We start from the raw sequence: 13,083 nt of genomic DNA, 5'->3' as shown, positions 1-13,083 counted from the left end.
GCCGCCCGGCCTCCACGGCCTCGGCCGAGACGGTCACGTCTGTCATCAGGTGCTACTTCCTTGATCGGGAGTTACACCGTTCTTTTTACAGACCCACCGCCGTGGCGCACGCCGGGGCCCGGGCGGTTCGCCGCCGCTCCACCGGGTGAACCCGCGCCGCCGCACGAGCCGTGTTCCCTGCCAGGAGTCCGGTCGGGCCCACGGGGAGAGCGCGGGTGCGGCCGGTGGAGCAGCAGACGGAGGCAGAGCATGGTGAGCGAGGCGTTCGAACAGCCGCGGACGGAACACGAGCAGGTGCCGGCACCGGCCGAGGAGCCGCCCGCGCGTCCGCGCAAGGCCCCCCGACCGATGCCGAACTGGGCGAAGATGGCGGAGAGTTACTCGGTGCGCCGGCGCCGCCGTCGGCGGCTGCTGGTGGCGGCGGGGGCGCTGCTGGCGGCGGGCGCCGTGACCAGCGCGGTGCTGACGTTCGACGGCGGTGCGGACACGCCGGCGGCTGCGGCGGTCGCGAACGCGGGCACGAGCGCGAGCCCGCCGCCGTCCGCACCGCCGGTCCCGCTGCCGGACGGCGCGGGCTCGGCGCCGCTGACCGCCACGGGGCGGGGCGAGGTCGGCCCGTACCAAGGCCGCCCAGGGGTGCTGCATCTGGACGGCAACTCGACGGCGTACGCCGAGGGCACCGTCCCGGACGACGCCGGGACGGGCTTCACGATCTCCGCCCGGGTGTACAACGAGGCGTCCACCCGCGACCGTTCGGCGGTGTCCCAGGGCACTGCGGGCGGCTTCTCGTTCAATCTGGGCCGGGACTTCACCGGCACCGAGAACCACTGGGTGTTCGAGGTGGCCGGTCCGGACGGGAAGGTGGTCCAGGCACTCGGCCGGCCGAAGGCGGCGAAGACCACCTGGACGGTGCTGACGGGCAGTTACGACCCGGCCTCCGGGCAGATCAAGCTGTACGTGGACGGGTCTCTGGCCGCGTCCGCGCCGGTGGCCGGGCCGGTACGCCGCACCGGCACGCTGAAGCTCGGCCGGGTCGCGCCGGGCCCGGACGGCTGGACCGGCGACTGGGTCGGCGCGGTCGGCGAGGTCCAGTTGTGGTCGCGCCCGCTGGCGGACGGGGAGATCGGCGCGATCCCGTTCGTCCCCGGTTCGGTGCCGCCGGCCGCGCACTCCTGGCTGATGCCCCCGCGCTGAGCCCCTCCCCGCCACGGCCCGGTGCCCGCCGTCGCCGGGGGCGTCCCGGGTGGGGGTAGCATGCGTGCACGCGCACAGATCGGAGCCGAAACGTGACAGTCCCGCACATCCGGATCCTCGGACCGGTGGAGTTGTCGGGACCGAACGGGGCGCCACTGGCCTTGGCGGGTGCCAAGCGCCGGGCCGCCTTGGCCCTGCTTGCGCTGAACGTCGGTCAGACCGTGCCGGTGGAGCGGTTCCTGGGTGCGCTGTGGGAGTCCGAGCCGCCTGCTCAGGCCAAGGCCGCGCTGCAGGGCCACATCGCGGCATTGCGCAAGGCGCTGGCGGGCTCCGGCCTGGAGGTGCGGACCCGGCCGGGCGGCTACGAGCTGGTCGGCGACCCCGGGACCGTCGACGCGTACCGCTTCGAGGCGCTGCTCGGCGCGGCGTCTGCGGGCGGCGGCGCGGACGTCGAACTGCTCGACCAGGCGCTGGCGCTGTGGCGCGGCCCGGCGCTCACCGACCTGCCGGACAGCCCCGAGGTGCGGGCCGCTGCGGAGCGGCTGGAGGGGCTGCGGCTGCGCGCCGTGGAATCCTGGGCGCGAGCCTTGACGGCGGCCGGCCAGGCCGAGCGGGCGGTGCCGGAGCTGGAGCGCGCGGTGGCTGCGCATCCGGTGCGCGAACCGCTGGCGGCGCTGCTGATGCGCACCCTGGACGCGGCGGGGCGCCGCGCGGAGGCGGTGCAGGTCTACCACCGCACGGCCGGACAGCTCGCCGAGGAGCTCGGCGCCGACCCCGGCGAGTCGCTGCGGCGTGCGCTCAGGACGGTGAGCGAGCCGGCGGTGGCCCCGGAGCGCACGGCGGCGGAACCTGCGGCGGACCAGGCGCCCGCCGACACCTATCTGGTGCCGTCGCTGCTGCCGCGTCCGCTCTCGGGCTTCGTGGAGCGGGTCGCGGAGCGGAGCTGGCTGGACCGGCTCGCGCCGAGCGACGCGGCCGGGTCAGGCACGGCCGGATCAGGCGCCGCCGGGTCAGGCGCCGCCGCGGGACCGGGCGGCCCCGGGGGGCAGGTCCGGGTGGCGGTGGTGGCGGGCGCGGCCGGCAGTGGCAAGACCTCGCTGGTGGTCCGTTGGGCGCACGCCGCCGCCGGATCCTTTCCGGACGGGCAGCTCTACGCCGATCTGCGCGGCTTCAACGCGGCCGGCCCGGCCGACCCGGCGGACCTGCTGCACGGCTTCCTGCGCGCGATGGGCGTCCGCGAGGACGAGATCCCCGACGGGGCGTCGGCCCGCGCCGCCCTGTACCGGGAACAGACCCGGGGCCGGAAGCTGCTGGTGGTCCTCGACAACGCGCTGGCCGCGGACGACGTGGAGCTGCTGCTGCCGGACGGCGCGGCCTCGCTGACCGTGGTGTGCAGCCGCCACGCCCTCAACGAGCTGCTGGTGCGCGAGGCGGCGGCCTTCCTGCAGGTCGGCCCGTTCAGTGCGGAGGCCGCCCGGGAGATGGTGGAGCGCCGGGTCGGCCGGGCCCGGGCGGTCGCGGACGAGGACGCCACGCGCCGGCTGGTCGAGCTGTGCGGGCGGCTGCCGTTGGCGCTCAGCATCGCGCTGGCCCGGCTGGCGTCGCGTCCCGGCTGGACCGTCGCCGACCTGGTCGGCGAGCTGGAGGACGAACGGATGCGGCTGAGCAGCCTGGGCACCCCGGGCGAGATCAGCGTGGCCCGTGAACTCATGCTCAGCAGGCGGCAGTTGCCGACGGAGGGGGCGCGGCTGCTGCCGCTGGTGGCGCTCCACCCGGGCACCCAGCTGGACGCCCTGGCGGCGGCCGCGCTCCTCGGCTGCCCGCCCGCCGAGGGCCGCCGGGCGGTGGACGCGCTGGCCGCGCTGCACCTGGTCACCGAGGCCGGCCCGGGCCGCTACGAGGTCCACGACCTGGTCCGGCTGTACTGCCTGCACCTGCTCGCCGAGGAACTGCCGCCGACCGAACAGGCCCACGCGGTCGCGCGGTTGGCCGACTACTACCTGGCGGCCACGGCGGCCGCCAACACCCTGGTCTCCGGTCGCGACCACGGCCAGCACCGCGCGGTCGAGCACTCCCCCGCGGCGCTGCCCCGACAGCGGGACGTCCGCGAGGCGCTGCGCTGGCTCGGTCGCGAGGAGGACGCGATCCGTTCGCTGGTCGACCGCTGCGCCGCGGCCGGCGACTACGAGCGGGCCTGGCGGCTGGCGGACAACGTCACCGGTCTGTTCCTGGCCTCGGGTTCGTTCGGCGCGTGGATCGACTGCGCGACCGCCGGCATGCGGGCCGCCGAGCACTCCGCCGATCCGCTGGCCAGGCCGCGCACCCGGGCCTCGCTGGGTTTCGCCCTGAAGGAGCTGAACCGGCTGGACGAGGCGGTCCGCCACCTGCGGCAGGCGCTGGAGGAGAACCCGCCGGACGATCCGCTCGGCCGGGTGCGCACCCTGGTGCCGTTGGCGGACGCCCATCTCAACCTGGGCGAGCCGGAGTTGAGCCGGAAGTACGCGCAGGCGGCGCTCGCCGACGCACGGGCGGCCGGCGACCCTTGGTCGGAGGCGTACACGCTGCACGTGGTCTGCTTCGCGGACCTGCGCCACGGCGCGCCCGAGGAGGCGCTGGAGCAGGCGCGGCACGCCTGCGCGCTGCTGTCGGACCGCCCGCCGGGCCACGCGCTGATGGCGGCGATGGCCTGTGAGGCGATGGCGCTGGGCCTGCTGCACCGGGTCGCCGAGGCGGAGCACGCCTGGCTGGCGGTGATCGAACTGAGCACCCGTCAGGGCAACGACCACGTCCGGGCGATCGTGGAGAGCTGGTTCGGGGAGTTCCTGGCGGCCCTCGGCCGCCCGGTGGAGGCCGGGCAGCGGCTGCGCGCCGCGATCGAGCTGTACCGCCGCCGCGAGGACGGCCGGACCGTCGCACTGCTCACCCGGCGCCTGGAGCAGCTGGCCTGACGGCCGCGACCCTTCGACGCCGGTGCTGCTCGCGCCGCTCGTGCTGCTCGTGCTGCCGGTGCTGCTCGCGCTGCTCGTGCTGCTCGTGCTGCCAGTGCTGCTCGGCGGCGCCGGCCGCCGCTCAGGAGGCGGCCAGCATGCCGCGGCGCTCCAGCACCGGGCGCAGCGCGCGCAGCGCGTAGAAGTGCCGGGACTTGACGGTGCCGGCCGGGACGCCGAGCACGGCGGCGGCGTCGGCGACCGAGCGGTCGCGCAGGTGCAGTTCCTCCAGCACCTGGCGCTGGTGGTCGGGCAGTTCGGCGAGCGCCCGGCGCAGGTCGTGGGAGGCCAGCACCTCCTCGTACGGGTCGTGGCCGGCGGTGCGCTCCTCGGGGGCGTCGTCGGCGACCTCCTGGGCGCGGGCGGCCTGCATCCGGAAGTGGTCGATGGCGATGCGGCGGGCGACGGTGAACAGCCACGGGCGCGCGAACTCGGGCCCGCGGGAGATCGCCTCGGGGTGCTGCCACGCCCGGACGAAGGTCTCCTGCAGGATGTCCTCGGCCTTGCCGCGGTCACCGCTGGTGAGTCGGAGCAGCGCCCGCAGCAGGTACGGGGCGTGCAGGCGGTACAGCTCGGCCAGGGTGTCCTGGTCCAGCGTCTGCCGCGGTGCGGTGGTCTGTGCTGCCGTGCTCGCCATGGCTCTCCCCTTGCTCTGAGAATGTCTTCTCTGACCGGTACTCAGAGTCGCAGGCGGTTCCAACGCGCCACCAATGAACTGCCAACGTTCTTTCCTATTCCCTCGTTAGCGGCCTGACCAGGGCTTTTGTCGCGATCTCGACGGTTCCCCAACTCCGCCGAGGCCGCCAACGCCCCGCCAACGCCGGTCCTGCGTCGCGTTGGCGGGTGCCGTTGGCGCCGTCGTCAGCGCCCGTTGGCGCCCGCCGGAAGCGCCCGTTGGCACCCCGCACCGGCCCGGGAAACGCCTCGGCGGGACCGGGCGCACCGCCTGGTCCCGCCGTTCGGAAGCCGGCCCGCCGGAGCCCTCTCCCGCAGCTCCCGCAGCTCCCGCACTACTGCGCCCGACCGCGCCTCCTCGCTGCTACTCCCCTGGGCGCCAGCGGCGCTTGCGGCCGCGCGGGACGACCGCGGCGGCACCGGCCACCAGCAGGGCGGCGCCGAGGGCGCCCGCACTCACGGCGTAGCCGTCGCTCGCGGCGGAGCGGCCGGTGTCGGGCGGCATGGCGAGCGGGGTGCCGGGGGCGGTCGGACGGGGTGCTCCACCGGCCTGCTCCCCGGGGAGGACCGCGGTCACGGCCGCGACCGGGTCGACGGTGCCGTAGCCGAGCTTGGGGTCGGGGACGGCGCCGCCGGAGTGGTAGGCGGTGGCTTCGAGCCGGTGGGCGAGCTGATCGCCCGTCAGGTCCGGTCGGTAGCCGAGGACGAGGGCGGCGGAGCCGGCCACCAGCGCGGCGGCGTAGCTGGGCCCGGTGGCGGTGTAGTAGCCCTTGCCTCCCGGTCCGGTGCTCATCACCGATTCGCCGGGGGCGACCAGGTCGACCCGGATGTCGGCGGCCAGGCCCTGTTTCTGGGTGCCGCCGGGGCCGATCGCGGCTACGGACAGCACCCCGGGGTACCCGGCCGGGTAGGCCTGGCCCTGCCAGCCGCTGTCGGAGCCGGCGGGGGCGATCAGCAGGGCTCCCCTGGCCTGGGCGTAGCGGACGGCGTCCGCCAGTTCGGCGCTGGCGGCGGGGGTGGCGGCGACGACGGCGATGATCCGGGCGCCGGCGTCGGCGGCGGCGCGGATGCCGCCGGCGAGCAGTCCGCCGTTGGTGGTGCCGGCCTGGTCGGTGACACCGATGGCGAGGATGCCGGCCTGGGGGGCGAGTCCGGCGAAGCCGACGCCGGGCCGGCGGGCGGCGGCGATCAGTCCGGCGGCGAAGGTGCCGTGGCCGACGCAGTCCGCAGCGGGTCCGGCGTCGTACTGCCGTGGGCCGACGGTGAGGCGGGGGCCGAGCACGCCCGCGGTGTCGTCCACCCCGGAGCCGAGCACGGCGACGGTGACGCCGGCGCCCTGGCTGAGCGGCCAGGCGGCTTCGGGCCGCAGGTAGGTCTGCGGCCAGGGCATTCGGGTGGTGGTCTGCTCGGAGGGCTTGCGGCAGCCGTTCTGCTGATAGTCCGTCAGCGACTGGGCGAGCCCGGGCAGTGTGGTGGCCTCGCTGGGCGAAGCCGCCGGGGTGGGGGTGTCCGCCAGGGCGGGCGTGGCGGGCAGCAGCAGCACGCCGGCCAGCACGGCGGCCACGGTGAGGGCGGCGGTCCCGCGGTTCGGGCCGGACGTGCGGCCGCTCGGGCCGGGCGGGCGGCGGGTCATGCCGGCCGTCCGGCGGTGGCCAGCGGCAGGTCCTCGGGCAGCAGCATGCTGAGCTCGGCGAGGTCGTCGATGTCGAGTCGGCTGAGTCGCCCGGCCTGGCGGGTGATCGTGGTCTCCAGGGTCTGCCGTGCCAGGCGGCCGTTGCCGAAGGTGCGGTCGCGCGGGACGCCGGAGAAGTACGCCAGCAGGGCGGCCGTGGTCTCGGGCGCCAGGGTGTAGCCGGCCGAGTCGGACTGCTTCTCGACGATGGCGACCAGCTCCTCGTCGCTGTAGTGCTCGAAGGCGATCTGCCGGGAGAACCGGGAGGCGAGGCCGGGGTTGGAGGCGAGGAAGCCGTCCATCTCGTCGGAGTAGCCGGCCACGATGACCACCACCTCGTCGCGGTGGTCCTCCATCAGCTTCATCAGGGTGTCGACGGCCTCCTGGCCGAAGTCGTTGCCGCTGCCCCCGCGCGGGGTGAGGGTGTACGCCTCGTCGATGAACAGCACACCGCCACGGGCCCGTTCGAAGGCCTCCTTGGTGAGCTGGGCGGTGTGTCCGACGAACCGGCCGACCAGGTCGGCGCGGGCGGTCTCGATCAGCTGGCCGCCGGGGAGCACGCCCAGTTCGGCGAGGAGTCGGCCGTAGAGCCGGGCCACGGTGGTCTTGCCGGTGCCGGGCGGGCCCGCGAAGACCAGGTGGTGGCTGATGGTGGCGGTCGGCAGACCGGCCTCCTTGCGGCGGTTGACCTGCTTGATCAGGTTCACCAGGTCCTCGACCTGCTGCTTGGCGGCGGGCAGGCCGATCATCGCGCGGAGCTCGTCGAGCAGCTCGGTCTTGGCCGGCTCGGGCGGTCCGGCCAGGGCCGCGGCGGTCTCGGCGTCGACGTCCTCGGGAAGCAGCACCGCGAGGTCGGCGTGGGCGATCTCGGGGAGGAGGGCCAGCCGGGAGGCCTGCCGGTCGACCATCTCCTCGAACACCTTGCGGGCGGCCCGGCCGTTGCCGAAGTCGGCGCCCTTCGACATCCGTTCGAAGTGCGCGGCGAGGGTCTCCCGGGTGCCGTCGGCGAGTTGGTAGCCGTGCCCGGTGGCGGACATCTCGACGATGGTGGTGAGTTCCTGGTCGGAGTAGTTCTCGAACTCGATGGTGCGGCTGAAGCGGGACGCCAGGCCGGGGTTGGAGTCGAGGAAGCCGCGCATCTGCTCCGAGTAGCCGGCCACGATCACCACGATGTCCTCGCGGTGGTCCTCCATCAGCTTGACCAGGGTGTCGATCGCCTCCCGGCCGAAGTCGGGGCCGCTGCCGCCGCCCTGGGACAGGGTGTAGGCCTCGTCGATGAAGAGCACGCCGCCGAGCGCGGAGGTGAACACCTCGGTGGTCTTGATCGCGGTGCCGCCGATGATCGAGGCGACCAGGTCGGCCCGGGCGACCTCGACCAGGTGGCCGCTGCGCAGCACGCCGAGTTCGGCCAGGATCGAGCCGTAGAGCCGGGCCACGGTGGTCTTGCCGGTGCCGGGTGGTCCGGCGAAGATCAGGTGACGGCTCATCGGGAGGGCGGGCATACCGGCGAGTTCGCGCCGCTTGGCCAGCCGGTTGAGGTTGACCAGGGTGGCGACCTGCTGCTTGACGCCGGCCAGGCCGACCAGGGAGTCGAGCACGGCGAGCGGGCCTTCGGGGTCGACCCGGGCGCTCTGACCGGGGGCGCCGAGCGGCTCGCCGGGGGCACCCCCGCCGCCGGTCTCGGCGGCGGCGGTTCCGTGCGCGTCTGGCATGCCGTTGTCGCGGGTGGTGAGGGTCTCGACCATCAGCCGGTTGCTGGGCTTGGTCTGGCGCAGGCCCGAGCCGCGGTTCTCGGCCACGGTGGTGTCGGTGATCCGGACGGGTTCGACGGAGTCGATCCGGACGCCGTCCATGCTGTTGTCGAGGGCCTCGCACTGGGTGAGTGAGGCCCGCGCGCCCTCGGCGATCAGGATGCCGTGGCGGCGGTTGCCGCGGGCCCGGGTGCGGGTGGCGGTGGCCTCACCGCCGTCCTCGACGACCAGACCGTCGTGCGCGGAGTCCACCAGGTCGCAGTCGCGCAGCGTGGCGGTGCCCCCGCCGCCGACCGACACGCCGGCCGAACCGGCGTCCCGCACCGAGGTGTTGCCGAGGAAGGCGTTGGCGCCTTCGGCGATCCGTACGCCGGCCTTTCCGGTGGAACCGATCTCGGAGCCCTCGAGCCGGCCCCGACCGCCGCGGGTCAGCTCGACGCCGTGGCCGCGCACGTCCAGCACGGTGAGCCGGCGCAGCAGCGGGTTCGCGCCGTCCTGGACGGTGACGCCGGTGCCGGCCACGTCGCGCACCTCCAGCCGATCGAACTCGGGGGCACTCTCGGCGACCAGCTGCACGCCGGTGTCGCCGCAGTCGCGGACCGCGGTACGGGAGAACTTGGGGCTGGACGACTCGCCGACGAAGATGCCGACCCCGTCGGCGCCGCTGACCTCGCACTCCTGGAAGCTGCCGCGGGAGCGGGCGGTGACGTGGATGCCGTGCCCCTTGGTGCGGGAGGTGCGGCAGCGGCGCAGTTCGGGGTCGGCGCCGCCGGCGATGGCGATGCCGTGCCCGGCGGTCCCGGTGACGGTGCAGTCCTCGATCACCACGCGGGAGTTGGAGGAGACGTAGGCGCCGACCAGCACGTCGCGGATCGAGGTGCGCAGGACCCGGGTGGAGCTGTTCTCCTCCAGGGCGAGCGCGGGCTTGTCGGTGGCGGAGATCTCGCAGTCCTCGATCGAGCCGCGGCCCTCGCCGTTGGCGCAGACGCCGTTGCCGCGGGCGTCGCGCATGACGGTGCGGCGCACCACGGGGTTGGCGCGTTCGCCGATCACCACGGCGGAGGTGGCGAGGTGCTCGATGATGCAGTCCTCGATCACGCTGGTGCCGCTGGAGGTCTCGACGATGCCCGCGCCGGCCGGGTTGACGACGCGGCAGCCGCGCATCGCCAGTGAGCCGTTCTGCCTGGTCAGCACCGCCGTCCAGGAGCCGCCGACGACTTCGCAGTCCTGCAGCGCGGCCTGCCCGCGGGGCACGTCGACGGCGGGCAGTTCCTCGTCCTGGCCCTGCAGGACCAGTCCCGTGAGTTGGACGGCCTCGGCCACCACCTGCACCACCACGCCGCTGCGCGGGGCGACCTTGACGGTGCCGCGGGACTCCTCGGCGGTGATCGTGACCATCTTGGTGATCACCAGGTTCTCCTCGTAGCGGCCGGGCCGCACGGAGATCACCGCACCACTGCGCGCCACCTGCAGGGCCTCGCCGATGGTGCGGTAGGAACCTGCCCGCGCCTCGGCGCACACGGTCAGCACATGGCGCGACATTTCCTGTCTCTCCCCTTCGTGGTACGTGTCGGCGCATCGTCCGCCCGTGCGCCGCTGGTGACCTGAGCCGCCGTCAGTCGGCGGTGCAGTTGACCCGCAGCGCGGAGGCGGCGAGGTGCGCGTAGGTCTTGGTGGTGCCGGACCAGTCGAGGCCGCGGTCGTGCAGGACCACGGCGAGTTGGCCGTTGGTGACCGGGAAGCTGCCGGAGTCGACCCAGGCGCCGCGGTGCGCGGTCTGGTCGATGGTGAAGGAGCCGGTCGTGCCGGCGCCGCGGGCGAACTGGTTCTGCACGGTGTAGTAGGCGGCCGTGCCGCCGACCAGCTTCACGTCGGAGCTGTTCGGGATGTACACGCTGATCCGGCAACTGCCGCTGTGGACCTGGCCGGTGGTGAAGGTCCACTCCATGGCGCTGTCCATGTCCTGGTCGGCGTCCCCGGACATCGGCATGGCGACGAACTTGCCGTGGCAGTTGTCGGCGGTCCAGCCGCCGCCGGCGCCGACGTTCCAGCCGGTCTGGCCCTCGTCGAACCAGTTGTAGTTGAGGAAGTCGGTGCCGGCGTTGGCGCACCACGGGCCGGTGAGGCCCTGGTAGGTGGCGGGCGCGGGCGGCGCGGCGGGGGGTGCGGCCGGGGCGGGCGCCGCTCCCCCGCCGCCGGCGGCATGGGTGGGCTTGGCCGCGGGGCGGCCCGGTGCGGCGCCCTGGCCGTCGGCCTGGGTGTCCGGCTGGGCGGCGGGCTGTTCGGCGGGCGTCTGGGTGGGCGAGGCGGTCGGGGAAGCCACGACCAGGCCGGCGCCCGCTCCGGCGGCGGCCGCACTGCCGTGGTTGTCGAAGCCCGGCACGAAGCCGTCCGGGCCGCCGCCCTGCTGGGTGAAGCCCGGCGGCGGAACGGGCGGCAGGCTGGGGCCGGGGCCCTTGCCGCCCAGGTGCGAGATGATCAGCGGCAGACCCATCAGCACCACGCCGGCGGTCGCCGCGGCGGCGATCATCGGCCTGGAGATCCGGCCGGGCCGCCCGACCGCGGTCTCGCCGGTGTCCGGCACCGCGACGGGCAGGCCGAGCACCTCGGTCTGCTGCTGCGCCGCGGCCTCGCCGGGCAGCGCGGGGACCGCGCCCCGGGCCGCGCCATCGCCCTGACCCTGCGTCAGCGCCTGGTCCTGACCGTCCGTCAGTACGCCGGTCCGGACGGCCGGCTGCACCGCGGTGGGTGCCTCGGCCGGCGCCACGGCGGGTTGGTCCGCCTCCACGGCCCAGGCCACGGCGGGCAGTCGGTATCCGACGGCGCTGCCGCCGCCGGTGCCTGCCTCGCCGGCCTGCTGGTTCCTGTCCACGTGTGCCAACCCCCTTGCCTCTCCAAGTCCCTCGCGATGTCCGCGGTGTGGTCCGGGCCCTTCGCCCTGACACGACCGACCGGCCGGCCGGAACGTCCGGCGGCCGGTCTCAGGTGCTCTCGTCCGGTTCGACGGCCCGGCCCGCCGCCCGGGTTCACCGACGCGGCGCCGACCGGTGTCCGGTCAGCCGAGCTTCCAGATCGGCTCGTCGGCGGGCGGCGGGGTGAGGATGAAGTCGACCGCCTGCTCCATGGTCTGCTGGTCGGGGGTCCACGGGGTGCCGTCGCCCTCCTCCAGGTGGGCGAGCAGGCCGGCCTCGGGGGCCAGGCCGTACTGCTCCAGGTAGTAGGTGATGGTGTCGGTCCAGATCCAGCTGCCGTCGGTGCGGAAGTTCATCGGGACGACGGCGGTGCGGCTGGGGTCGATGACGTCGTCCATCAGGGTGGGCGTCATCAGGACGGCGGTGCCGGCGTTGAGGCGCTCGACCAGCAGGTCGAGGCGGTCGAGGTCCTGGATCACCTCGTGATCGTCGGTGAAGCCGGGCCCGCCGACCGGATCGACCAGGTCGAAGACGGCGGCGAGCTGGAACTGCGGCGTCTCGGTGGCGGTGGTGGTGGTGTCTGCCATGGCGGGGACTCCCGTCGGATGCTGGTGGGTCGGGTCAATGGTGGGCGGAGGCGGACGGGTCGACCGCTCGGGTCCGCGCTCGATCGTGTCGCCGGCCAGAACGGCCGCACGCCTGCCGGGGGTTCAGCGGCTCAGCCCGTACGGGTGCCGAGCAGCGCGGATACCACCTCGTCAGCGGTCGCCGGCCGCACCGCCGCATCCGCGGCGGACGGGACGCCCACCGCCTCGACGTCGCCGGGCGGCGCATCGGAGCCGGCGGCGGTCTCCTCCGCCGATTCCGCCGACGCCGCCGGCTCCTCGGCCTGCTCGGTCCCGGTCTGCTCGGTCCCGGTCTGCTCGGTCCCGGTCTGCTCGGCGCTCGCGGGGTCCGCCGCGGGCTCGTCCTCCTGCTCCGGGAGGAAGTCCGCCGGGTCGAGGCGCATGCCCACCGGGGCCGCGGAGTTGAGGACGATGCCGTACCCCTCGGGGAGCAGCGCGGCCAGCTCCTCGATCCCGATCGCCGCGTACGGCGGGTCGCCGGCGGCGGTGACCTGCGCGTCGGACGAGTACACCAGCACGGCCGGTTCGCCGTCCGGCAGCTCGACCACGGCGATGGCACCGTCGTCGTCGACGGCCACCCCCAGCGGCCCCTTCCGCACCGCGGTCATCACGTCCTCGGGCGGGCCGTAGCCGGTGGCGGACAGTTGGACGGCGGCGTCGATCGGGTCGGTGGGCGCGGGCCACTCGTGGGACATCGGCGAGGCCCGGTACTCCTCGTTCTCCCGGAACTCGGCCAGCTCGCCCTCGTCGTCGGCCCGCCATTCGCCGATGACCGCCCAGGCGGGCGGCGGCCCGTCGCCGTGCCACGTCGGGTCGACCAGGCCGACCCACTGCCCGGGCGAGTGCTTGGCCGCCACCCGGATGTAGTCGGGCACCGAGTCGAGGCCGACCGGCACGTGCGCGGGCGCCGCCGCGTCCTGCGCACCGTCCGCCGCCCCGTCGCCGGCCGTCTCGCTCACTCCGTCCTGCGCGACGCCGTCCTGCGCGACGCCGTCCTGCGCGACGCCGTCCTGCGCGAGGCCGTCCTGCGCCTCGCCGCCCGGCTCGGCGGGCGGCTGCTCGGCGGGCGGCTGCTCGGTGTCGGTGCCCGCCGGGTCCGCCGCGTCCCCCGCGAGCTCCGGGGGCCCTGCGGCGGACGCCGGCCCTCCGACGCGTTCCTCCGCTGCCGCCTGATCCACTTCGGCCACCACGGGCCCTCCTGTCGTTTCGGTGCTGCCCACGGAGGAACGGCACCGCCGGGCCCACCGGTTCAGCCGCCGGGCCGGG

At 75.0% G+C, this 13,083-nt stretch carries 8 protein-coding genes; 2 read left to right on the top strand and 6 right to left on the bottom strand.

Features of this window, described 5'->3' with window-relative positions; all coding sequences use genetic code 11:
* Window positions 1-249: 249 nt before the first annotated feature.
* A complete protein-coding gene (locus tag AB0K51_RS30920) occupies window positions 250-1,194 on the top strand; it encodes a LamG domain-containing protein (protein ID WP_363460892.1) in 945 nt (314 codons plus the stop codon).
* A gap of 92 nt (window positions 1,195-1,286) precedes the next feature.
* Window positions 1,287-4,142, top strand: a complete 2,856-nt coding sequence (locus tag AB0K51_RS30915) for a BTAD domain-containing putative transcriptional regulator (RefSeq protein ID WP_363460890.1) — start codon at window positions 1,287-1,289, stop codon at window positions 4,140-4,142.
* A gap of 121 nt (window positions 4,143-4,263) precedes the next feature.
* Here AB0K51_RS30915 and AB0K51_RS30910 read toward each other — a convergent pair whose 3' ends face one another.
* The 6 genes from AB0K51_RS30910 to AB0K51_RS30885 form a co-directional block, all read right to left on the bottom strand.
* A complete protein-coding gene (locus tag AB0K51_RS30910) occupies window positions 4,264-4,818 on the bottom strand; it encodes a sigma-70 family RNA polymerase sigma factor (RefSeq protein ID WP_363460888.1) in 555 nt (184 codons plus the stop codon).
* Window positions 4,819-5,220: 402 nt separating this feature from the next.
* Complete coding sequence (locus AB0K51_RS30905; protein ID WP_363460886.1) at window positions 5,221-6,489, bottom strand: S8 family serine peptidase; 1,269 nt, start codon at window positions 6,487-6,489, stop codon at window positions 5,221-5,223.
* Window positions 6,486-9,821, bottom strand: coding sequence for a right-handed parallel beta-helix repeat-containing protein (locus tag AB0K51_RS30900; protein ID WP_363460884.1), 3,336 nt, complete (start codon window positions 9,819-9,821; stop codon window positions 6,486-6,488). The genes AB0K51_RS30905 and AB0K51_RS30900 overlap by 4 nt, the downstream gene beginning before the upstream one ends.
* Before the next feature lie 73 nt (window positions 9,822-9,894).
* Window positions 9,895-11,151: a hypothetical protein gene (locus tag AB0K51_RS30895; protein WP_363460882.1), complete on the bottom strand. Its 1,257-nt coding sequence runs from the start codon at window positions 11,149-11,151 to the stop codon at window positions 9,895-9,897.
* 183 nt (window positions 11,152-11,334) lie between these two features.
* Entirely contained in the window at window positions 11,335-11,778 is a 444-nt protein-coding gene (locus AB0K51_RS30890) for a hypothetical protein (protein WP_363460880.1), read from the bottom strand.
* Window positions 11,779-11,909: 131 nt separating this feature from the next.
* The gene (locus tag AB0K51_RS30885; RefSeq protein ID WP_363460878.1) at window positions 11,910-13,004 is read right to left on the bottom strand and encodes a type VII secretion system-associated protein; all 1,095 of its coding nucleotides are present in this window, start codon (window positions 13,002-13,004) and stop codon (window positions 11,910-11,912) included.
* Window positions 13,005-13,083: the final 79 nt, after the last annotated feature.

This window comes from Kitasatospora sp. NPDC049285 (assembly GCF_040678815.1).
Lineage (GTDB): Bacteria > Actinomycetota > Actinomycetes > Streptomycetales > Streptomycetaceae > Kitasatospora.
Note: the sequence above shows the minus strand (reverse complement) of the source record. Positions and strands in the feature narration are given on the sequence as shown.